The organism is Streptomyces sp. NPDC013157, from assembly GCF_042899865.1.
Lineage (GTDB): Bacteria > Actinomycetota > Actinomycetes > Streptomycetales > Streptomycetaceae > Streptomyces.
In genome coordinates this window covers 119,396-141,978 of the sequence record NZ_JBIBAK010000019.1, presented here as the reverse complement: position 1 = coordinate 141,978, position 22,583 = coordinate 119,396, and the positions used below count along the sequence as shown (strand labels likewise).

At 71.9% G+C, this 22,583-nt stretch carries 16 protein-coding genes, 1 tRNA gene and 1 pseudogene; 12 read left to right on the top strand and 6 right to left on the bottom strand.

The window, feature by feature from the left end; all coding sequences use genetic code 11:
• Positions 1–297 precede the first annotated feature (297 nt).
• Positions 298–1,794: an MFS transporter gene (locus ACFY6U_RS42005; RefSeq protein ID WP_390046976.1), complete on the top strand. Its 1,497-nt coding sequence runs from the start codon at positions 298–300 to the stop codon at positions 1,792–1,794.
• A gap of 50 nt (positions 1,795–1,844) precedes the next feature.
• On the opposite strand, the gene ACFY6U_RS42000 is transcribed toward ACFY6U_RS42005, so the two are convergent.
• Positions 1,845–2,984, bottom strand: a complete 1,140-nt coding sequence (locus ACFY6U_RS42000) for a hypothetical protein (RefSeq protein WP_390046974.1) — start codon at positions 2,982–2,984, stop codon at positions 1,845–1,847.
• A 334-nt stretch (positions 2,985–3,318) separates the two neighbouring features.
• Here ACFY6U_RS42000 and ACFY6U_RS41995 point away from each other — a divergent pair, with 334 nt between their 5' ends.
• Positions 3,319–3,729 (top strand): DUF485 domain-containing protein, encoded by a 411-nt coding sequence (locus tag ACFY6U_RS41995; RefSeq protein ID WP_390046972.1) that lies wholly within the window; start codon positions 3,319–3,321, stop codon positions 3,727–3,729.
• On the top strand, positions 3,726–5,372 hold the full coding sequence (locus ACFY6U_RS41990; RefSeq protein WP_390046970.1) for a cation acetate symporter: 1,647 nt from the start codon (positions 3,726–3,728) through the stop codon (positions 5,370–5,372). The genes ACFY6U_RS41995 and ACFY6U_RS41990 overlap by 4 nt, the downstream gene beginning before the upstream one ends.
• 28 nt (positions 5,373–5,400) lie before the next feature.
• Here ACFY6U_RS41990 and ACFY6U_RS41985 read toward each other — a convergent pair whose 3' ends face one another.
• Positions 5,401–6,288, bottom strand: a complete 888-nt coding sequence (locus ACFY6U_RS41985; protein ID WP_390046968.1) for a cellulose-binding protein — start codon at positions 6,286–6,288, stop codon at positions 5,401–5,403.
• A 364-nt stretch (positions 6,289–6,652) separates the two neighbouring features.
• Between ACFY6U_RS41985 and ACFY6U_RS41980 the strand changes: the two are divergent.
• Positions 6,653–7,874, top strand: a pseudogene (locus ACFY6U_RS41980) (RNA-guided endonuclease InsQ/TnpB family protein).
• 57 nt (positions 7,875–7,931) lie between these two features.
• Here the strand turns inward: ACFY6U_RS41980 and ACFY6U_RS41975 are convergent.
• Positions 7,932–10,586: an SUKH-4 family immunity protein gene (locus ACFY6U_RS41975; protein ID WP_390046966.1), complete on the bottom strand. Its 2,655-nt coding sequence runs from the start codon at positions 10,584–10,586 to the stop codon at positions 7,932–7,934.
• An 8-nt stretch (positions 10,587–10,594) separates the two neighbouring features.
• The gene (locus ACFY6U_RS41970) at positions 10,595–11,590 is read right to left on the bottom strand and encodes an SMI1/KNR4 family protein (protein ID WP_390046964.1); all 996 of its coding nucleotides are present in this window, start codon (positions 11,588–11,590) and stop codon (positions 10,595–10,597) included.
• A 299-nt stretch (positions 11,591–11,889) separates the two neighbouring features.
• Between ACFY6U_RS41970 and ACFY6U_RS41965 the strand changes: the two genes are divergently transcribed.
• Entirely contained in the window at positions 11,890–12,429 is a 540-nt protein-coding gene (locus tag ACFY6U_RS41965) for a YwqJ-related putative deaminase (protein ID WP_390046961.1), read from the top strand.
• A 71-nt stretch (positions 12,430–12,500) separates the two neighbouring features.
• Complete coding sequence (locus ACFY6U_RS41960; RefSeq protein WP_390046959.1) at positions 12,501–12,998, top strand: SUKH-3 domain-containing protein; 498 nt, start codon at positions 12,501–12,503, stop codon at positions 12,996–12,998.
• 10 nt (positions 12,999–13,008) lie between these two features.
• Here ACFY6U_RS41960 and ACFY6U_RS41955 read toward each other — a convergent pair whose 3' ends face one another.
• Positions 13,009–14,337 carry a sensor histidine kinase gene (locus ACFY6U_RS41955; protein WP_390046957.1) on the bottom strand — a complete coding sequence of 443 codons (1,329 nt, stop codon included), beginning with the start codon at positions 14,335–14,337 and terminating at the stop codon, positions 13,009–13,011.
• Positions 14,338–14,624: 287 nt separating this feature from the next.
• On the opposite strand from ACFY6U_RS41955, the gene ACFY6U_RS41950 reads away from it, so the two are divergent.
• From ACFY6U_RS41950 to ACFY6U_RS41925, 6 genes are all read left to right on the top strand, one after another.
• Positions 14,625–14,699 (top strand) — tRNA-Gln (locus ACFY6U_RS41950).
• A gap of 115 nt (positions 14,700–14,814) precedes the next feature.
• Positions 14,815–16,263 carry a bifunctional UDP-N-acetylglucosamine diphosphorylase/glucosamine-1-phosphate N-acetyltransferase GlmU gene (gene glmU, locus ACFY6U_RS41945; RefSeq protein WP_390046955.1) on the top strand — a complete coding sequence of 483 codons (1,449 nt, stop codon included), beginning with the start codon at positions 14,815–14,817 and terminating at the stop codon, positions 16,261–16,263.
• A gap of 141 nt (positions 16,264–16,404) precedes the next feature.
• On the top strand, positions 16,405–17,385 hold the full coding sequence (locus ACFY6U_RS41940; RefSeq protein ID WP_390046953.1) for a ribose-phosphate diphosphokinase: 981 nt from the start codon (positions 16,405–16,407) through the stop codon (positions 17,383–17,385).
• A 196-nt stretch (positions 17,386–17,581) separates the two neighbouring features.
• On the top strand, positions 17,582–18,175 hold the full coding sequence (locus ACFY6U_RS41935) for a 50S ribosomal protein L25/general stress protein Ctc (RefSeq protein WP_390046951.1): 594 nt from the start codon (positions 17,582–17,584) through the stop codon (positions 18,173–18,175).
• Between the two features lie 224 nt (positions 18,176–18,399).
• On the top strand, positions 18,400–19,002 hold the full coding sequence (gene pth, locus ACFY6U_RS41930; protein WP_390046949.1) for an aminoacyl-tRNA hydrolase: 603 nt from the start codon (positions 18,400–18,402) through the stop codon (positions 19,000–19,002).
• Positions 19,003–19,044: 42 nt separating this feature from the next.
• The gene (locus ACFY6U_RS41925; RefSeq protein ID WP_390046947.1) at positions 19,045–19,545 is read left to right on the top strand and encodes a hypothetical protein; all 501 of its coding nucleotides are present in this window, start codon (positions 19,045–19,047) and stop codon (positions 19,543–19,545) included.
• 66 nt (positions 19,546–19,611) lie between these two features.
• Here ACFY6U_RS41925 and ppc read toward each other — a convergent pair whose 3' ends face one another.
• The gene (gene ppc / locus ACFY6U_RS41920) at positions 19,612–22,344 is read right to left on the bottom strand and encodes a phosphoenolpyruvate carboxylase (protein WP_390046945.1); all 2,733 of its coding nucleotides are present in this window, start codon (positions 22,342–22,344) and stop codon (positions 19,612–19,614) included.
• Positions 22,345–22,583 lie beyond the last annotated feature (239 nt).

Sequence of the window (22,583 nt, the reverse complement as noted above, 5' to 3'; positions counted from 1 at the left end):
AAGCCAGGTTAAGGACGGACGGGGTGCCGCCTCGTCCTCCGGCGGTACGAACCCTCCCCGAGCCGTAGTACGGAGAACCCCCTAGGGGACGTCCACCGCCGGGTGGAGTCCTTCCCGGGGTCGGCCTCCACCCACCGCCCCAGACAGCGTCCACCCTTTCGTCGCGTGAGGGTCAAGTGGGCGCGCGGTCGCGCGCGTTCCCACCAGGTGGACGCACACTCCCACCGCGCCGGGGCGGATGGGAAGCTGTTGTGCGCGACATAGATACATGGCGGCCGCACGAGGAGGGGATCCGGCGTGGAGAACACGAGACCCGCGATACGCGCGGTGGGGCGCGAGGCCGGGACGGGCCGGCGGGGGGCCGTGGTGGCCGCCCTGATGCTCGCCATGGCACTGGCGGCGCTCGACTCCACCGTCGTCTCCACCGCGGTACCCCAGATCGTCGGCGACCTCGGCGGCTTCTCGGTCTTCTCCTGGCTCTTCTCCGGCTACCTGCTCGCCGTCACCGTGACGCTGCCGGTGTACGGCAAGCTCTCCGACACCTTCGGCCGCAAGCCGGTGCTGGTCGCGGGCGCCGCGGTGTTCCTGCTGGGGTCGCTGCTGTGCGCGACCGCCTGGAACATGGCCGCGCTGATCGCGTTCCGGATCGTGCAGGGCCTCGGCGGCGGGGCGCTGCAGGGCACCGTGCAGACCCTCGCGGCCGACCTCTACCCGCTCGAGGAGCGCCCGAAGATCCAGTCGAAGCTGTCCACGGTGTGGGCGGTCTCGGCGGTCGCCGGGCCGGGGCTCGGCGGGGTGCTGGCCGCCTACGCGGACTGGCGGTGGATCTTCCTGGTCAACCTCCCGATCGGCGCGGCGGCGCTCTGGTTGATAGTGCGTCACCTCCACGAGCCGGAGCGCGCGCCGCGCACGCGCCCGCGGGTGGACTGGGCGGGCGCGCTGGCGGTCTTCGCGTGCGGGGGCGTGCTGCTGACGGCGCTCGTGCAGGGCGGAGTGGCGTGGGCGTGGTGGTCCGCGCCGTCGTGCGCGCTGTTCGCCACCGGCCTCGCGCTGGCGGGGCTCGTGGTGTGGATCGAGCGCCGGGCGGCCGAGCCGATCATCCCGGGGTGGGTGTGGCGGCGCCGTACGATCGCGGCCGTCAACCTCGCGCTCGGCGCGCTCGGCCTGCTGATGGTGGCGCCGACGGTGTTCCTGCCGACGTACGCGCAGTCGGTGCTCGGGCTCGCGCCGGTGGCCGCCGGGTTCGTGCTGTCGGTGTGGACGCTGAGCTGGCCGGTCTCCGCGGCCCTCAGCCAGCACGTGTACCGGCGGATCGGCTTCCGCGACACCGCGTTGCTCGGCATCGGCGCGGCCGCGCTGATCCTGTTCGCGTTCCCGTTCCTGCCCTACCCGGGGTCGGCCTGGCAGCCGACGCTGCTCATGCTCCTGCTCGGCGCCGCGCTGGGCCTGTTCCAACTGCCGCTGATCGTGGGCGTGCAGTCGACGGTGGGCTGGGCGGAGCGGGGCACGACGACCGCGTCGGTGCTGTTCTGCCGGCAGACCGGCCAGACGATCGGGGCGTCGGTGTTCGGCGCGGTCGCCAACGGGGTGCTGGCCGCCCGGCTGGGCGGCGCGGGCGACCTCGACTCCGTCACGCGCGCGCTGGACGACGGAACGGCCCCCGAGTCCACCCGGCACGCCATCGCGGACGCGGTCCACGCGGTGTACTTCGGGGCGGCGTGCGCGTCGGCACTGGCGTTCGCGGTGCTCCTGGTACTGGCGCCCCGGCGGTTTCCGGTACTGACGGAGCGGTGAGGGCGGCCCCTCTCCCACGAGCCGTCGCCGCTGCCCGAAACCCCGCCCCGCTAGCGCCTGTTCGCGCGGTGGCGCGCCACCAGGACCGCGCCCGCGGCGACGACGGCGGCCGCCGCGACGGCGCCCACGAACGGGAGGGCCGCACCGGCACCGGTGTTCTCCCTGTCGCCGCCGGACGCCCCGTCACCGCCGGTGACGTCGAGCCGGATGCCGGCCTTGTCGTTCCCCGCGTCGGTGTCGAACGGCCGGGACGCGCCGGTCAGTCCGATCGATCCCCGGGCCCCCGACACCGCCTTGTCGATCTTCAGGCGGAAGGTGTAGCTCCGCTCGTAGCCTTCCTCGACCCAGGGAAAGTCGATGCCGCAGACGTACTCACCCGATCCCGTCCTGCGGCAGTAGGGGTCGGTCCTGGCCACCGACGTGCCGGCGGGCATCCTGACCACGACCCGGGCGGCATCGGCCCGGTCACGCCGCTGCACCCAGGCCGGTCCGGCGTCGGCGAAGCTCACGGTCAGGGGGACGGTGTCCCCGACGTCCCCCTGCAACCGCGCCCCGGTGACCTTGAAGTCGGCCGTGTTCACGGCGGTCACCGGCACGTCGGCCTCGTCCCAGCGGCCGTTCCTCGCGCTGCCGGCGGGTGCAGCGACGGCATCGGGCTGTTCGACCAGCTCGACCGCGGGCGCGGCTCCGCGCACCTCCCGCGAGAAGTTGTCCCCCGGGTAGGGGTACCCGGCGGTCTCGGCCTTCACCTCGATCACCTCGTACAACGCGCTGTCGCGCACGGGGAAGGTCAGCTGTCTCCCGGGCGCGTAGACGACACCGGGCCGCACCGTCTGGCCGAACTCGCAGATGACCTCGGTCCTGTCCGGCTCCCCGTCCCCTGCGGCGATCGTCGAGTACGCACAGTTGGCCGGGAGTCCGGCCGGTTCCGGATGGGCCAGTCCATGGCTGAGCGTGTACGTCAGCCAGACCTTGCCGAGCGCCTTGGTACCCGTGTCGGTGAAGCTGGTGGGCACCCGGACGGTGCCGCCCGGCTCGGCCCCGTCGATCGGGGCGATCTCACCCAGGACCACCCCGGCCGCCGGATCGCCGGCCGCGGCGGGCGTGGCACCCAGCGCGACCAGGGCGAGGGCACCGAGCGCGCCGACGGTCCGCCCGAGGACACGAAGTCCGGAAGAGGTGTGGAACATGAGCCCCCACATGAAGCGTCGGCGACGGACGGGCGAACGGCGGGTCAAGGCGTGCCCCGCCCATCAGGACTCCCGTCGCCGCCGAACAGTTGTAGCGGCCCGCGAAGGGCGGACGTACGTCCCGGGCCGCCGCGGATCCAGGCGCGAGGAAAATATGGGTTAACGCGGGTAACACCCGAGGTCAGGCGCGCTGCCGCGCAGTAAGCGCATACCGGCCGGCCAGTTGAAGGAAAAGGCCGCACACCCCGCGTACCTGCGAGTAACGTGCGTCCCCCGCTCCCTCCTCTCCCTGCGGTCCGCCGCCACGGACCCGAGCCACGCAAGGAGCACCGGGATGTCCCACGACCCCTGCCCACCCGACCCGACCCGGCTGACCTACCCCTGGCAGCCGGTGCCGCCCGAGCCGCCGAGTCCCCGCCACGTGCCGCACCGGGAGCCGGTCGGCCACCACAGCGACCTGCGGGTGCTGCGCGGCGCCTACCGCCTCCAGCGGCGCGCCGCGACCCTCACCGCGCTCGGCTACTTCACCCTGTTCCTGGTGCTGTCGGCGTTCGCCCCGGGCGTGATGACGAGCACGGTCGCCGACGGCGTACCCGCGGGACTGCTCCTCGCACTCCTGCAACTCCCGGTCACCTGGCTGGCGATCGCCCTCTACGAGCACACCGCGCGCCGCCACGTCGACCCGCTCGCCGACCGCATCCGCCGGACCGCGGAACTGGACGCCAGGCGCGGGGCCGTGCGGTGACCGGCTTCAGCGGCTCCGCGCAGTCCATGTCGCTGGTCGCCTTCACCGTCGTCGCGACACTCACCCTCCTGCTGTGCGTGATGACGGGCCCGGACCGCGACGACCTCGACGAGTTCTACACCGGCTACGGCTCCCTCTCCCCGCTCCGCAACGGCCTCGCCATCGCGGGCGACTACATCTCCGGGGCCGGCGTACTCGCCACGGCCGGCGTGATCGCCCTGTGCGGCTACGACGGCGTCGTCCTCGCCCTCAGCACGGCCCTGTCGCTGATGCTGCTGATGTTCCTGCTGGCCGAACCGCTGCGCAACGCGGGCCGGTTCACCATGGGCGACGCGCTGGCCCGCCGGATGCCCGGCCGCAGTGTACGGATCGCCGCCTGCGCGGTGACCATCGCCGCCCTGCTGCCGCTGATGCTGGTCCAGCTCGCCGGCGCCGGCCAGCTGATGGCCTTCGTCCTCGGCTTCTCCAACGAGACCGTGCAGACCGGCTGCGTCATCGGCCTCGGCGCCCTGATGATCAGCTACGCGGCCATCGGCGGCATGAAGGGCACCGCCCTCATCCAGATCCTGAAGATCGTGATGCTGCTCGCCTCCGGCACCGTGGTCGCCCTGCTGGTCCTGCACCGCTTCGACTGGGACCCGGGCGCCCTGCTCGCCGCCGCGGCCCGGGGCAGCGGCGCCGGAACCGCGTACCTGAACTCCGGCCTCCAGTTCACCGGCGGTCCCGCCCCCCGCCTGGACATGATCAGCTCGGAGCTGACCGTCGTCCTGGGCGGCGCCTGCCTGCCGCACATCACCATGCGCATGTACACCGCCTCCAGCGCCCGCCAGGTCCGCCGCTCGATGTCCTGGGCGGTGTCGTGCGTGGCCCTGTTCGTGCTGATCGTCAGCGTCGTCGGCTTCGGCGCCACCGCCCTGGTCGGCCGCGCCGCCGTGGCCGCCGCCGACCCGCAGGGCAACACGGCCTACCTGCTGGGCTCCCGTGCCGCGTTCGGGGCCGACGTGTCGACGGCGGAGACCCTGCTCTTCACCACGGTCACCGCGGCGGTCTTCCTGACCCTGCTCGCCTCCGTCGCCGGCATGATCCTCGCCTGCGCCAACTCCCTCGCGCACGACGTCTTCGCGACCCGCGGCCAGGAGATGCCGGCCCGCCGCGAGATGGCCCTGGCCCGGGTCTCCGCGCTCGCCATAGGGGTCCCCACGATCCTGCTGGCGGTCCTGGTGCAGCACCACAGCCTGCAGCCCCTGATCATCCTCTCCTTCTGCGTGGGCGCCTCGGCCCTCGCCCCCGCCCTGGTCTACGGCCTCTTCTGGCGCCGCTACACCCGCACCGGCCTGCTCTGCACCCTGCTCGGCGGCACCCTCACCGTGCTGCTCCTGATGCCCGGCACGAACCTGGTCTCGGGCTCGCCGGGCGCCGCCTTCCCGCACGCCGACCTCAACTGGTTCCCCTTCACCACCACCGGCCTCGTCTCCATCCCGGCCGGGTTCCTCCTGGGCTGGCTGGGGACCGTGGCCTCCGGCCGGCGCAGGGCCGCGGAACAGCGCAGGCAGTACGAGGCGGTGGAGGGGTGGATCCTCGCGGGGGCGGTACGGAGAGGGAGTCAGGAGGACGCGAGGCGGCGCGGAGTCGAGGCGGCGTGAAGCCTCGGGTCCGAGGAGGTGCGGGGCGCTATTCCGCCGCCGCGCGCCCCGTCAGGGTCACGAGACTGTCCCGCATGTGGTCCATGTGCGCCTGCACGTCGTCCCAGGTCTCGCCGTGCTCGCGCAGCACCCGCTCGGTCTCCCGCGCGATGCGCTCCTCGTGGACCTTGGCCTCCGCGAGGATCTCGCGGGCACGCTCGTCCGCCTCCACCTCGGAGCGGCGCGCCGACTCTCCGGCCTCTTCCAGGGCCTGCTCCGCCTCCGCCAGGGCGGCCTCGGCGCGCGCGATGCGTTCGGCGTTGTGCGCGTCGACCGCGGCGGCGCGCGCGGCCTCCTCGCGCTCCTCCTCGGCCCAGCGTTCGGCGTGCTCCTTGGCCTGTTCGGCGAGCATCCCGGTGGTGCGCTGCCGCACCTCGCGCAGGGCCGACAGAGCCTCGCCCCGCTGCTCCTTGACCTCCAGGCGGGCGCCGATGCGGATGTCGTCCGCCTCGGCGCTCGCGGCGAGGAGCAGCTGGCGGGCGCGTTCCTCGGTGTCCGCTCGCAGCGCGTCGGCCTGCTCCCGCACCGCATCGCACTCGCTGTCGGCGCGGGCCGCGGCCTCCACGACCCCCTCCGTCAGCTCGCGCCGGGCACCCTCGCGCAGGGTCTTCGCCTCTTCCACCACGAGCCGGAACACCCGGTGCGCGCGGTCCCCGAGCGCCTCGTACGTCTGCGGAGGGAGCTGCTCGACCACGGCACGCAACCGCTCGGCCTCCGCCTCCATCTCCTTGGCGAGCACGGTGAGCCGCGCGGCACGCTCCCACGCCGCGTCCCGGTCCTCGCAGAGCGCCACCAGGAACGTGTCGACCTCGTCGGGGCGGTAGCCACGCCCCCGGACGGTCACGAACTCGTACGGCGGCATCGATGCGCTGCTCACCTGGAACCCCTCTCCGCCGGACCCGCACGAAATGATGATTTCGCGGATATCTTGATGGATCGGACGTAAGTGTTCATAACGCGACACTCCGCATGCTGCGCTGGAAACACCGCACGCCGCACCGGGAGAGGGAAGCGCGTCAGGGGGCGTGAAAGCTCAGCCGCGCGCCCTTCGGTAGCGCCGGCACTGTCGCACCACAAACGCGCTCACCTGACGGCGCTCCACGGACAGGTGCAGCGAATCTCGTGGTGGCGGCCCAGAGCGAGGCGGTGGCGCTTCCAGGAGCCGGGAGTGCAGACGCCGGTGACATCTCGCGCACATGTTCCCGGAGACGGCGGGTGTTCGAGCTTCTAGCGTGATCGCCATGCAGCTCCGTTACGCGTTCAGGCTCTACCCGAATGCCGGTCAGCGCGCCGCGCCGGCCAGGGCTTTCGGATGCGCCCGGGGTCTTCAACGACGCGGTCCGCGCCCGCGAGGACGCCCGCCGAACCGGGCAGCGGTTCCCGACGGCCGGGGAGCTGTCCCGGAAGCTGGTCACCGAAGCGAAGCGGATAGCGGCACGCTCGTGGCTGGGCGAGGTGTCCGCTGTCGTCCTCCAGCAGTCCCTGCGGGACGCCGAGGCCGCCTATGGGAACTTCTTCGCCTCGCTCAAATGCGTCCGCAAGGGCCCCGGGACGGGTCCGCCCCGCTTGAAGTCCCGCAAGGACGCCAAGCAGTCGATCCGGTTCACCGCCAACGCCCGTTGGACCGTCACCGACAGCGGCCGTCTGAACCTGCCGAAGATCGGCGCGGTAAAGGTGAGACGGTCCCGCACACCGCCCGCCGCTCCCACCTCCGTCACCGTCGTCAAGGACGCGGCCGGACGGTACTTCGCCTCCTTCGTCATCGCCACCGACCCCGGCACCGACCAGGCGAGGATGCCCGGGACCGACCGCACGATCGGAATCGATCTCGGCCTCACCCACTTCGCGGTCCTCTCCGACGGCACGAAGATCAGCTCCCCGCGTTTTCTGCGCCGCGCGGAGAAAAAACTGAAGAAGGCCCAGAAGAAGCTGTCCCGCAAGCAGAAGGGATCGAAGAACCGCGCCAGGGCCCGTCTCAAAGTCGCCCGTGCCCACGCCAGAGTTACTGACGCACGCCGAGAGTTCCACCACCAGCTCTCCACGAAGCTGATCTCCGAGAACCAAGGGATCGCCGTGGAGGATTTGTCGGTGGCGGGACTGGCCCGCACGAAACTGGCCAAGTCGGTGCACGACGCGGGATGGTCCGCGTCCATCAGCATGCTGGAGTACAAGGCAGAACGGTACGGACGCACCCCGGTCAAGATCGGCCGGTTCGAACCGACCTCCCAGACCTGCTCCACCTGCGGCGTCGAGGACGGACCCAAACCCCTGAACGTCAGGGAATGGACCTGTACCGCCTGCGGCACCGTCCACGACCGGGACACCAACGCCGCCATCAACGTGAAGACGGCCGCCGGACTGGCGGTTTCGGCCTGCGGAGCGCCGGTAAGACCAGGATTAATCCCGGCACAGCGCGAAGAAACAGGAAGCCACGGATTCCCGACCGGTTTCTGTGCTGAGTAGCGGCACAGAAACCGGTCGGGAGGATCAGAATCCTCGCCCTTCAGGACGAGGAGCATGTCAAAGCAGTCCGTCCCACATCTGCTCGAGCAGCACCGACCACCAGCTCTCCGGCGAGCCGAGCGCCGCCGGGTCCAGGGAGGCCAGCTGGGCCTGGAAGTCGACGGTCCAGCGGCCCGCCTGCTCCTGGTTCAGGCCGAACCTGAGCCGCCACATCCGGCCCAGCAGCGCCAGGCAGCGGGCGAACTCCGGCAGCCCCGTGTTCACGAACTGCGGCGGCACGGACGCCCCGCCCGGCCCCGCCTCCACGGGCACGGCGACGATGTTCGCGGTGCCGTACTGCACGCAGACCGCCTTGCCGAAGTCGGTCCCCATGACGAGGTACGACGCCGCGTCCGACGCCGGCTGCAGGCCGCGCTCCTGTGCCAGCTCCGCCAGCGTCGGCACCGGCCGGCCCGGCTGCGCCTGCGCCCAGAAGAACGGCCCCATGTCCAGCGGCAGCCCAGCCGCCACCAGCGTGTGCGCCACGATCGGCGGCACGCCCTGGCGCGACACCGCCGCCTGCTCGAACCGGAACACGCCAGGACCGAACGCCGCCGCCAGCTCCTGCGCGATCGCCTCCGGCGGGATCGGCGGCGCCGCCTGCACCTGCGGCAACGGCGCCCGCACCGGCGCGGGCCGCGCGGGACCCGCCGCCACCTGGTGCAACTCGCCCTGATGCGCCAGCAACTGGCGCATCCCCTGCTGCCGGCTCGCGTGGTCCGTCCCGTACGGCGCGATGCTCGCCAGCCGCGCCTGCGGCCACTGCTCCCGGATCATCCGCGCACAGTACGCACCCGGCAGCTCGCACGACTCCAGCTCCGTGTGCAGCTCCAGCACCTGGTCCGGCGGCACGTTCATGGCCCGCAGCTCGTGGAAGATCTGCCACTCCGGGTGCGGCGTGCCCGGCGCCGAACGCCGGATCAGCTGCTGCTCCGAACCGTCCTGCGCCCGGTAGCGCAGCACCGCCTGGTAGCCGGGGCCCACCGTCGGCTGCCCCTGCTGCGGGTAGCCGTACGCCGGGGGCTGCTGCCCCGGCACGGGCTGACCGGGAACGGGCTGACCGGGCGACGGCATCGCAGCGGCCGGCATCGGCGGCGGCATCTGCGGGGCGCCCGGCGGCATACCCGGGGCGGGCGGAGCACCCACCGGAGGCGCGGAAAGCACCGTCTCCGCGTGATGGACCGCCGCCGCCCCGCCCGCACCACCGGCAGAGCCCTGCGCGGGAGGCGCCGGAGGCGTGCCAGGGGCGCCCGGAGGCTGCGATACGCCGGGGGCGAAAGGTGCGCCAGGGGCGCCCGGAGGCTGCTGCGCGCCCCCGCCCGTCCCACCCGGGTCGGCCAGCATCGTGGCCGCACGATGCACATCACCCGGCGGCGGGCCACCCGGAGCACCCGGAGCACCGGGCGCCTCGGGGGCACCCGGCGGGGTCTGCGCGCCCGGCACCTGCGCCGGCCCCTGAGGCCCCTTGGGACCCGGCGCCGACACCATCTGCGTCGGCGCATACCCGCCCGCGGGCGGCTGAGGCGCGGCCGCCGGGTGGGCGCCCGGTGCTCCCGGCGCCCCCGGGACTCCCGGCGGCGGAGGCGGCGCGCCGGCCCCGCCACGCGCCCGGCGCGGAGGAGGCGCGGCCCTGCTCGTCGCAGCGTCCGCTATGTCACTGGCGTTCGGCGCGAGGGGCCGCCCCGGAGCGGCCGGGCCCGCCGGGGGCTGGGGCGCGCCCTGAGCACCGGCCGGCGGCTGCGGATAGCCGTAGCCCGGGGCGGCCGGCGCCTGCGGGTAGCCGTACGAGGGCGCGGGCGGCGTCGCGGGCGCCTGCGGACGGCCGGGCGCACCCGGCGGGGGCGTGCCGGGAGCCGCCGGTCCCTGCGGGTAGCCGTACGACGGGGCGCCCTGCGGAGGCGGCGGCGGCGTGCCGCCCCGCGCACCCGGCCCGCCCGGCGCACCCGCCTCGTCGAGCGCCGGAGACACCGCCGTGCGGGGCAGTTGGCTGCCCCCCGCCATCAGCGCCGTCTCGGCCTCTCCCAGGGCACCGTCGTCGGCATCGCTCAGCGGCGGTGCGAACACCGTCGCGGGCAACGGCACGGAACGGTCCTCACCGGCATCGGCGTTGGTGTCGGTGCCGGCCCAGGGAGTCGCGCCGGCGGGCACGTTGGGCACGCCCGGCGCACCGGGCGCACTCGACGCGCCCTGCGCCCCCGCCCCGGCTCCGGCGCCCGCACCCGCACCTGCCGCCGGCCAAGAAGCGCCACCGGCACCGGCACCGGCCGGCGCCCCGTCACTCCCCGACCGCCGGTCCGGAATACCCAGCTTGTCCGCCGCCTCCTGGAGCCACTCCGGCGGACTCAACAGGAACGACGTCTGGTTCAGGTCCACCCGGGCCGCGGGCGCCGGCACCGCGTCGGCGACCTCCGCCTCACGGCCGTACTCCTCCTCGTACCGGCGGATCACCTCGCCCACCGGCAGCGCGGGCCACAGCGTGGCCTCACCGCTGTCGCGGGCGATGACCACCCGCTGCCCGCCCCCGTCCGACCGCGGACCCTCCGCACGGTCCTCGCCCCACACCACGAAGCCGAGACCGAACTCCCGCACCCGCACCTCACGGTGCTGGTACGCCGGGACGTCACCGTTGATCCACTCTTCCGCGCGCTCCTGCGCCTGCGCGAACGTCACCATGCCGGACCTCACTCCCCCGAGCCGGGCGAGGACACCGGCACGGCACGCGCGAAACCACCGTCGACCATCAGGTTCGCCACCGTCTCCAACTCCGGCGGGGACCCCGCCAGCCGCGACAGGAACACGTCGAAGTCCTCACCGCACGGCAGCAGCAGACGCTCCACCCGCTCCGCCGGCGGCCACCCCGGATCCACGTCACGCGCGTCGTCGTACGCGCAGAACCACACCGAACCCAGCCGGTCGCCCTTGACCTTCACCGCCAGCAGACCGCCCTGCACGAAGGCGACGCCCAGGTAGTCCTTGGTGAGGTGGTCGCGCAGGCACTTGTTGACGTACACGAGGTCGTTCACCGCCGCCTCGTCGCGGACGGTGAAGAAGGGCTGGTCCACCAGCAGTCCGAGGCCCGCGTCGAGGGCCGTGCCCACCGGAGCGCAGCCGCCCGCCGCCTTCAGGAACGAGCGGTACGCACCCGGCAAGCGGTACCCGAGGTCCTCCTCGACCCCCTGCACCTGCGACTCCGACACCGCCACACCGGACTTCGGCAGCCCGAAGTGCGCCGGCCGCGTCTCCTGCAACGGCCGCGTCCCCCGCTTGTCGTGGTCCACCCGTGCCGTCGCCACCCCGCCGTGGTGCCGCAGCAACGCCTTCACCTCGACCGGGACCAGCTCCAGCCGCCGCGACCCCGCCACGTGATGCCACGTCCAGCCGTGCGGCGTCGCCACCGCGGGCACCGTGTCCCACAGTTCATGGCCCGAAGCCGCCAGCACCGCGTTCGCGGACACGAAGTCCGTCAGCCGCAACTCGTCGACACCGAACCCCTCCGGCGGATCGGCGATCTCCGCCGCCGCACGCGCGTAGGGCGAGAAGTCGGGGTAACCGCGCTCGTCGATCCGTACCCCTCTCGGGTGACGTGCCGCCCGAACCGGATCCGGGAAATGCACGACCTGCCCGGCATAGGCCGCGTTCGGCGGCGCGGCCTGCTGCCCGAGCCGACCTGTCGTCATGACGGTTGCCCCCTGCGGCACTCTGTACGAACCGGCATCACACCCCTGCGGCGCGCCACGGCCCGTATCCGGCTGTCTCTCCCACGTCCCAGACGCGTCGACCGCGCCCATCGCGGTTGCCGACAGCCTATGCGGTACACGAACCCCGGTCACCGGCCCTCCGGTTCCGTGACCAGCCGTCACCCCGCCGTGACAGCCTGCCCAAACCCGGGCGTGTCGCACCGCCCCAGCTACCGCACCCGCCACAGGATTTGGCAGTCTGTGACTTTCGGGGGGATGCCCGGGAGGGGAAGACGATCATGAACACCACACAGACGGGACCACACACCGCCATGTCCGGCGCCGTCCACGGCGCCACCAACGGCGACCCCCGCATCGGCTGGAGCAGCAGCGAAATACCTCCCGTGCCCACCCTCCAGCACCGCCGCGACGGCATCCTGCCCACCGTCGCCGCCGCCCTCTCCGTCCGCGGCGCCACCCTCACCGGCACCGCCGCCCGCGGCGACCAGCCGCCCCCGCTGCACCCGTTGGTCCAGGAGTTCCTCGACACCCTCCCCAGCGGACAGCGCGACCGCTTCACCGGCCGCTGCGCCGAGGCCATCCTCCTCTCCCGGCACATCAGCACAGCCGACAGCGCCCGCAGCAAACGCGCCGCCCGCAAACCCATGACCAACGGCGAAGCCCGCAAATCCCTCAAGCAGGCCAAACTCACCGCCCGCCGCATACGCGAGGACGGCGACCCCCTGCACGGCAGCTTCGCCGCCCCCTGCCGGGCCTGCGCCGCCCTCACCGCCCACTTCGGCGTCCGCGTCGTCGACCCCACCACCGCCGACGCCTGACGCACACACCCCCACACCCCCACACGCCGCACACCCGCACCCGCACACCGACCAGGACGATCGAAGGGCAGATGCACGCCGACCGCACCTCCTCCACGCGTTTCTCCGTGCCCGTCGACGCAGCCCTGCGCGCCGCCGGCTGGCAACCCGGACGCTGGGACATAAAACAGGCCGAGGTCTGGGCCGACACCCTGCGCGACCACGCCTCACCCGCCGGACACCGGCACGCCGTCTTCCCCGCGGCGGTGGAGGCCTGGGCCGAGTTCGGCGGCCTGCACATCAGCCCCACCGGCAGCGGCCGCCAGATCGCCCCCGCCACCCTCCACCTCGACCCCCTGCACGGCCTCCACCTCGCCCGCACCCTCGGCGACCTCGGCCGCGCCCTCGGCACCGAGGTCTGCCCCCTCGGCGCGGAGACCGACACCCACTCCGTCCTCGCCATCGACGCCGAAGGCCGCATCTACACCCTCGACCACACCGGCGACTGGTACGTCGGCCCCGACATCGACCAGGCCCTGACCACCCTCATCGCAGGCGTCGAACCCCAGCGCCTCACCACCCAGGCCTAGGGGCTGCCCGTCAGGCCGCCGGAATCACGGCCGACACCCGGAAACCCCCGGCATCCGTCGGTCCCGACACGAACACCCCGCCCAGCCCGAGCACCCGCTCACGCATCCCCACCAGGCCGTTCCCGCCCGACGGCAGCCCCGCGGCCGCGGCCGACGCCGGCTCCGGTGGCGGCTCGTTCTCGACCTGCATCGCGATCTCCGCCACCCGGTGCGCCAGCCGCACGTGCGTCTTCGCACCCGCCGCGTGCTTGTGCACGTTCGTCAGCGCCTCCTGCACCACCCGGAACGCCGTCTGCTCGATCACCGCCGCATACGACCGCACGTCCCCCTCGACGGACAGGTCCACCACCATCCCCGCCGCCGCCGACTGCCCGACCAGCACCTCCAGCTCCGACAGCCACGGCCCCTCGTCCTCGGCCGCCACCCGCGAAGCCGCCGCCGCGGCCGCCACCCCCACCGCCGCCAACGGCACCGAAACCGACACCGAGGCCGAGGCCGCAGTCGTACGCCGCTGAGCCGCCTCCCCGGAACGCAGCACCCCGAGCATCTCCCGCAACTCCGTCAACGCCTGGCGCCCCATGTCCCCCACCAGCGCCGCGTTCTTCACCGCCTTCTCCGGGTCCTTCCGCGCCACCGCCTGCAACGCCGCCGCGTGCACCACCATCAACGACACCCGGTGCGCCACCACGTCGTGCATCTCGCGCGCGATCCGCGTCCGCTCCTCGCCCCGCGCCCACTCCGCACGCTCCTCCGCCCGCTCCGCGAGCAGCTGGAGCTCCCGCTCCAGACTGTCCGCCCGCTCCCGCAGGCTCTCCATCAACCGCCGCCGCGCGCCCACGTACAGCCCCAGCAGCACCGGCGGAGCCGTCAGCCCCAGCGAGGTCGCCAGCGACGCGAACGGAACGAACCAGTCCCCCAGCGTCAGATCCCCCCGCGCCATGCTCTGCCGCACCCGCACGAAGGTCACGATCAGCGTCCCCAGGAACGTCATCCCCGCCAGCGCCGCGATGATCCGCCGCGGCAGCTCCGCCGCGGCCAGCGTGTACAGGCCGACGATGCCCATCAGGAAGCCCATCTGGGCCGGCGTGATCGCGATGGCGACCAGCACCACGGCGATCGGCCACTTCCGGCGCAGCACCAGCACGGAACCGGCCAGCAAACCGAACACGATCCCCGCCGACACCGGGATCCCCGCGTCCCGCGCGAACGGAATCCCCTCCGCGGCGCACTCCAGCGCCGACACCAGCGCGAGCCCCACGTCCAGCACCGCACTACGCCACCGTGACCACCACCACGGCCCTCTCAAGGCCGTCGCGTGGTCTGCCCCCGTCGTGGTCATGCCTCCAGCCTACGGGCGCGGGGGTGGGCTTTTCCGGTGAGTTTCGTCTACTCGCCCCCACCACACTGCGTAACCGAACAACACCGAAATGCGCCAATCATTCCGCCCGGACGGTATGTCACATCCATCCGGCGGGTTCGGGACTTCGGGGAACCTCGGGGCCGACGGCCGCCCCACGGGGTCCGGGAGGGAGCCGACTTGTACCGTCGCGTCGAAGGCGCCCGGTACGGCATAGTAGGAGGCGCCACTCGACGACCTGACTAAATGTCCGGTTCTGTCGATATTGTTCCCCCGTGGTGTAATTGGCAGCACTGTGGCTTTTGGTGCCATCTGTCCGGGTTCGAGTCCTGGCGGGGGAGCCATGCTCGGTTCGGGCCCTGACAGCTCCGTCAGGGCCCGCTCTCATGTCCCCCTCGAAACGCCCCGGTATCCTGCGGATGTCACCCCCACCCGTCCAAAAAGCCGAAGGGCAACTCCGTGAGCGCCATTCGCCCGGCAGCCGTCGTCGTTCTCGCAGCGGGTGAGGGCACCCGTATGAAGTCGGCCACACCCAAGGTCCTGCACGACATCTGCGGCCGTTCCCTGGTGGGTCATGTGCTCGCCGCCTCCCGCGAGTTGGACCCCGAGAACCTGGTCGTCGTCGTCGGGCACGCGCGCGAGCAGGTCGCCGCGCACCTCGGCGAGGTAGACGCCGGTGTCCGTACCGCCGTGCAGGAGCAGCAGAACGGCACCGGGCACGCCGTGCGGATGGCGCTGGAGGAGCTGGGCGGGGCGGTCGACGGGACCGTGGTCGTGGTGTGCGGGGACACTCCGCTGCTGACCGGGGAGACGCTGAAGCGGCTCGCCGGGACGCATCACGGCGACGGCAACGCGGTGACCGTGCTGACGGCGGAGGTGCCGGACGCGACCGGTTACGGCCGTATCGTGCGCGACTCCGCCTCGGGGGCCGTGACGGCCATCGTGGAGCACAAGGACGCCTCCGACGAGCAGCGGGCCATCCGGGAGATCAACTCCGGGGTGTTCGCGTTCGACGGCCGGCTGCTGGCGGACGCGCTGGGGAAGGTGCGGACGGACAACAGCCAGGGTGAGGAGTACCTGACCGATGTGCTGGGGATCCTGCGGGAGGCCGGGCACCGGGTGGGGGCCTCGGTGGCGGACGACCACCGCGAGATCGCCGGGATCAACAACCGCGTGCAGCTGGCGGAGGCGCGGCGGATCCTCAACGACCGCCTGCTGGAACGGGCGATGCTGGACGGCGTGACGGTCGTGGACCCGGCGACGACGTGGGTGGACGTGACCGTGACGTTCGAACAGGACGCCGTCGTGCACCCGGGGACGCAGCTGCTCGGTTCGACGCACCTCGCACGGGGCGCCGAGGTCGGGCCGAACAGCCGGCTGAAGGACACCCGGGTCGGCGCCGGAGCGCGGGTGAGCAACACGGTGTCCGATTCCGCTCATATCGGTGCGGAGGCGAGCGTGGGACCGTATGCCTATCTGCGGCCGGGGACCCGGCTCGGGGCGAAGGGCAAGATCGGCACCTACGTGGAGACGAAGAACGCGTCGATCGGGGAGGGGACGAAGGTTCCGCATCTCTCGTACGTCGGTGACGCGACGATCGGCGAGTACTCGAACATCGGCGCGGCGAGTGTGTTCGTGAACTACGACGGCGAGAGCAAGCACCACACCACCGTCGGGTCGCACTGCAAGACGGGTTCGGACAACATGTTTGTGGCGCCTGTCACGATCGGGGACGGTGCGTACACCGCTGCCGGGTCCGTGATCACGAAGGATGTGCCGCCCGGTTCGCTGGCCGTGGCCCGCGGTCAGCAGCGGAATATCGAGGGTTGGGTGGCCCGGAAGCGTCCGGGGAGCTCGGCGGCGAAGGCTGCCGAGGCGGCTTCCCGGCGGGGCGCGAGCGAGGACTGACCGGAAACAGGTGCGCCGAAGACGTCGTACCGTGATAAGTGCACACCCGCACCTAACCAGCTGTTTCGCCCTTCCGCACCAGGCACTCGGGGCGCGGAAGATCCAGCTGTACGGCTGAGACACCTCTGAGGAGACAGTGCTGTGACCGGGATCAAGACGACCGGCGAGAAGAAGATGATGTTCTTCTCCGGCCGCGCCCACCCCGAGCTTGCCGAGGAGGTCGCCCACCAGCTGGCTGTCGGGGTCGTCCCGACGAAGGCCTTCGACTTCGCGAACGGCGAGATCTACGTGCGTTACCAGGAGTCGGCGCGTGGTGCCGACTGCTTCGTGATCCAGAGCCACACGGCTCCGATCAACCAGTGGATCATGGAACAGTTGATCATGATCGACGCGCTGAAGCGTGCGTCGGCGCGGTCCATCACGGTGATTGTGCCGTTCTACGGTTACGCGCGGCAGGACAAGAAGCACCGGGGCCGTGAACCGATCTCGGCGCGGCTGATCGCCGACCTGATGAAGACGGCGGGTGCGGACCGGATCCTGACCGTGGATCTGCACACGGACCAGATCCAGGGCTTCTTCGACGGTCCGGTGGACCACCTGTTCGCGCTTCCGCTGCTCGCGGACTACGTGGGCACGAAGGTGGACAAGGACAAGCTGACGATCGTGTCCCCGGACGCCGGCCGGGTGCGGGTGGCGGACCGGTGGTGCGACCGGCTCGGGGCGCCCCTGGCCATCGTGCACAAGCGGCGCGACAAGGACGTGGCGAACCAGGTGACCGTCCACGAGGTCGTGGGTGAGGTCGAGGGCCGGGTGTGCGTCCTGGTCGACGACATGATCGACACGGGTGGCACGATCTGCGCGGCGGCGGACGCACTGTTCGCGCACGGTGCGGAGGACGTCATCGTGACGGCCACGCACGGTGTGCTGTCGGGTCCGGCGGCGGACCGGCTGAAGAACTCGCGGGTGAGCGAGTTCGTGCTGACGAACACGCTGCCCACGCCGGGTGAGCTGAGCCGGGATCTGGACAAGATCACGGTGCTGTCGATCGCGCCGACGATCGCGAGTGCGGTGCGTGAGGTGTTCGAGGACGGTTCGGTGACGAGCCTGTTCGACGAGCAGTGAGCTGTAAAAACGCTTCTGCATGATCACTTGCGCCCGGTGGGCGCTGATCGATTTCTCTGTGGCCTCTCGCGCCGAGTAGACTTCTCCAGTTGCTCGGCGAGGGAGGCCACGCCTCCGTTATCGACGCGCTCTTCGTAGCAGGCCGTTCGTGGCCGGGTGACCACGTCCGTATCTACCTCTACGAGGAGTGATCACCATGTCCGAGGTGAAGATCACCGCCGAGACGCGCACCGAGTTCGGCAAGGGTGCCGCGCGCCGTATCCGTCGTGACAGCAAGGTTCCCGGTGTCCTGTACGGCCACGGTTCGGACCCGATCCACCTGACCCTGCCGGGCCACGACCTGCTGCTCGCGCTGCGTACGCCGAACGTCCTGATCTCCCTCGACATCGACGGCAAGTCGAACGAGCTGGCGATCCCGAAGTCCGTGGTGCGCGACCCGATCAAGGGCTTCCTGGAGCACGTCGACCTGCTGCTGGTCAAGCGTGGCGAGAAGGTCACGGTCGAGATCCCGGTGCACGCCGAGGGCGAGCTGGCCCCGGGCGGCAACCTGCTGGAGCACGTGCTCAACGCGCTGCCGGTCGAGGCCGAGGCCACCCACATCCCCGAGGCCGTCACCGTCTCCGTCGAGGGCCTGGAGGCCGGCGCCTCCGTCCTCGCCAAGGACATCACCCTGCCGTCCGGTGTGACGCTGGCCGTCGACGAGGACGCGGTCGTCCTCCAGGTGCTGGCCGCGCAGGCGGAGGAGTCGGCTGAGGGCGAGACCGAGGCCGAGGAAGCCGCCGAGGCCTGAGCCGTCGGTTCGGGTGCCGTCTGCTGAGCAGGCGCCCGGCGCTGGTGGCTGTACCCACCCGTTCCGCCCTGCGGAACGATTGCCCACAGCGGTAGCCACCCGGTGGGCGCCCGCCCCACAGCGGTAAGCCGCATGCGGTCCGCGCACGCGGCAAGCAGCAAGCGGTTGAGCAACGGTCAGCCGCCGTTCCCCCGGGAGCGGCGGCTGGCGCGTATCAAGGAGACATGGACGTGACCACCCCCGCAGGCGCCCCCTGGCTGATCGTCGGGCTCGGGAACCCCGGGCCCGAGTACGCGATGAACCGGCACAACGTCGGGTTCATGGTCGCGGACCTGCTCGCCGGGCGGATCGGCGGGAAGTTCAAGCGGGCCGGGAAGGCCCAGGCGCAGGTCGTGGAGGGGCGGCTCGGGGCGCCGGGGCCGGGCAGCCGGCGGGTGGTCCTGGCCAAGCCGATGTCGTACATGAACCTCTCCGGCGGCCCGGTCAACGCGCTGCGCGACTTCTACAAGGTGCCGGTCGCCAACATCGTCGCGGTCCACGACGAGCTGGACATCGACTACGGCGTGCTCCGCCTCAAGCTGGGCGGTGGCGACAACGGGCACAACGGGCTGAAGTCGATGACGAAGGCGATGGGCGCGGACTACCACCGGGTGCGGTTCGGGATCGGGCGTCCTCCGGGCCGTATGCAGGTGGCCGACTTCGTGCTGAAGGACTTCTCCTCGACCGAGCGCAAGGAACTGGACTACTTCGTGGACCGGGCCGCCGACGCGGTGGAGGCGCTGGTCACCGAGGGGCTGGAGCGGGCGCAAAGCTCGTACAACTCCTGACTTGTCCCCCACGGCAGTTGACCGGCCGTAGGGACATGGCCAATGATCCCGGCCATGCCTGCTGCCTCCGCCGCCTCCTCCCGTACGGCTCCGGTCGACGCGCTGCGTGTCGTGTCGATGGGTGCGGTCGCCGTGCTGATCCTGGTCGCCGGGGTGTGGGGGTCCTGGGGCACCGCGCAGGACGTGATGCTGACGAAGGGCAAGGAGCGGGGCACGGTCAAGGTGACGGTGTGCGGTGCGGACACCTGCACGGGGCCGTTCACTCCGGTGTCGACGGGTGCGTCGGCGCGCTCCACCGTCGTCCTCGACAAGTCGGTCGGGGTGCGCAAGGGGCAGACGTACGACGTGATCGTGAGGCCCGGCACCGGGGACGTGGTCCGGTCGGGGCCGGCCGGCGTCCTGTACGCCTGGGTGCCGCTGGGCGGTGCGTTGCTGCTGGCGTCGGTGGTGGTCGCCGGGGGGCTGCGGCTGAGGCGGGTGGCGTGGGTCCTGGGGGGTTCGGGGATCGCGCTGCTGACCGCGGCGTTCGCCGCGTTGCAGTGAGCTGTGCCGAAAACGACCGGTGCCCCGGGGTGTACGACCCCGGGGCACCGTCATGCCTGACAGCGGTCAGCCGGTGTTGCGCAGGCCCGCCGCCACGCCGTTGACGGTGAGGAGCAGTGCGCGGGCGAGGAGCGGGTCGGCCGGTTCTCCCGCTGCCGCCTCCTCGCGCTGGCGCTTGAGCAGGGTGACCTGGAGGTAGGAGATCGGGTCCAGGTAGGCGTCACGGATGGAGAAGGTCTGCTTGAGGACCGGGGTGGCGTCGAGGAGTTCGGCCTCACCGGTGACCTTCAGGACCTCCGCGACGGTCAGGGCGTGCTCTTCGCGGATCGTGTCGAACACGTGCTTGAGCTCGTCCGGGACGAGGGTGTCGACGTAGTGCTGGGCGATCCGCAGGTCCGTCTTGGCGAGGGTCATCTCGACGTTGGAGACGAAGTTGCGGAAGAAGTGCCACTGTTCGTGCATCTCGTCCAGGACGGTGTCCAGGCCCGCCTCGCGCAGTGCCTTGAGGCCGGAGCCGACGCCGAACCAGCCGGGGACGATCTGCCGGGACTGGGTCCAGCCGAACACCCAGGGGATGGCGCGCAGGCCGTCGAGCGAGACGCCGGAGCCGGGGCGGCGGGAGGGCCGGGAGCCCAGGTGCAGGTCGGCGAGCTGGTCCACCGGCGTCGACGCGAGGAAGTACGTCGGCAGGTCCGGGTCCTCCACCAGGCGGCGGTAGGCCGCGTGGGCGGCGTCGGAGACGACGTCCATGGCGGCGTCCCAGCGCGCCAGGGCCTCCACGGACTGGCGGGGGGCGGTGTGCAGGGCGGAGGCCTGGAGGGTGGCCGCGACCGTCAGTTCCAGGTTCTCCCGGGCGAGGGAGGGGATCAGGTACTTGTCGGAGATGACCTCGCCCTGCTCGGTCACCTTGATCTCGCCCTCCAGGGTGCCCCAGGGCTGGGCGAGGATCGCGTCGTGGGAGGGGCCGCCGCCGCGGCCGACGGTGCCGCCGCGGCCGTGGAAGAGGCGCAGCCGGACCCCGTAGCGGTGGGCGACGTCGCGCAGCCGGCGCTGGGCGCGGTGGATCTCCCACTGGGAGGTGGTGATGCCGCCGAACTTGGAGGAGTCGGAGTAGCCGAGCATGACCTCCTGGACGTCCCCGCGCAGTGCCACCAGACGGCGGTACGACGGGTCGGAGAGCATGTCCTCCAGGATGGTGTCGGCGGCCTTGAGCTCGTCGGTGGTCTCCAGCAGCGGCACGATGCCGACCTTGGCCCAGCCGGCGTGCAGGTCCACCAGGCCGGCCTCACGGGCGAGGACGGCGGCTGCGAAGACGTCGTCGGCGCCCTGGCACATGGAGATGATGTACGACTCGACGACCTCGGGGCCGAAGATCTCCAGGGCCTTCTTCACGGTCTCGAAGACGCCGAGGGTCTTGGCGCCGGCCGCGTCGACGGGTGCCGGGGTGGGGGCGAGCGGCCGACGCGAGCGGAGCTCCTTGGCGAGGAGCTTGGCGCGGTACTCGCGGGGCATGTCGGCGTAGCGCCAGGACTCCTCGCCGAGGCGGTCGAAGAGCTGGCCGAGGGCATGGTGGTGGGCGTCGGCGTGCTCGCGGACGTCCATGGTGGCGAGCTGGAGGCCGAACGCGGCCAGCGTGCGGATCGTACGGGCCAGGCGGCCGTCGGCGAACAGGCCGCCGCGGTGTTCGCGCAGGGAGGTCTGGATCAGCCGGAGGTCGCCGAGGAGCTCGGCGGTGCCGAGGTAGTCGCGGCCGGGCTCGTGCGGGGTGCCGGTGGCCAGGCGCTGCTTGGTGTTGGTCAGCTTCTGCCGGATGCAGGTCGCCTTGAGGCGGTAGGGCTCCTCGGCGTTGAGGCGCTTGTAGCGGGGGCTGATCTCGGGCAGCAGCTCCAGGTCGGCTTGCAGGGACTCGAGGAGTTCCTCGGTGGCGCCCGTGTAGCGGATGGAGTTGGAGAGGAAGCCGCGGAGTTCGTCGATCATCTCCAGGGCGTCGTTGATGCCGTGCTCGTGCTGGAGGATGAGGACGTCCCAGGTGACCTGGGGGGTGACGTTGGGGTTGCCGTCGCGGTCGCCGCCGATCCAGGTGCCGAAGGTCAGCGGACGGGTGTCGTCGGGGAGCTTGACGCCGACCCGCTCCAGCTCCGCCGTCAGGTCCTCCAGGACGTCGCCGACCGCGTCGGCGTGCAGCTCGTCCAGGTAGTAGATGGCGTTGCGGGCCTCGTCGGCGGGCTCCGGGCGTACGACGCGCAGCTCGTCGGTCTGCCAGACGAGGTCGATGTTCTCGGCGAGGCGGATGTCGGTGCGGCGGCGGTCGGACTCGATGACGGGCGTGTCCAGGAGCGCGGCGATGCGCCGGAGCTTGTTGAGGACCGAACGGCGCGCCGCCTCGGTGGGGTGCGCCGTGAACACCGGGCGGACGTTGAGGTTCTGCACGGTCTCGCGCAGGTGCTCGGGGTCGGCGTCCTTGAGCCGGTCGGCGGTGCGGGCGAGGAGGCCGCCCTCGGCGGCACGGCGGGCGCGCAGCTCACGGCCGCGGTGCACCTGCTCGGTGACGTTGGCCAGGTGGAAGTAGGTGGAGAAGGCACGGACCAGCTTGGCGGCGGTCTCCAGTTCGGTGCCGCGCAGCAGTTCGGCGGCGGCCTCGCCGTCCTCGCGGGTCAGGCGGCGGACCTTCTCGACGAGCTCCAGCAGCTCGGGACCCTCCTGGCGGACGAGGGTCTCGCCGAGGAGGTCACCCAGCCGGCGGATGTCGGCGCGCAGCTCACTGCTGGTCGTGGTGGTCTGGTCGTCGGCACTGCTCACAGGTGCGGCTCCTTGCAGTGTTGAAGCTCGTCTGGAGGGAACCCGTCAGGCGGCCGGGCAGCAGGCGGGGCCTGTCCGCATAGCGGCCGGACATCAGGGAAGGAAACAGAACGGACCGCGCTGTCCGACCGACTCCAAGGATAGGTGTCCATGAGGACGCGCAGGTTCTGGGGCTCTTGCCGTGAGACGCCCCGCTGCCATACTTACGTCGCCGTAGGTTACGGAACCGTAGGGAAGCT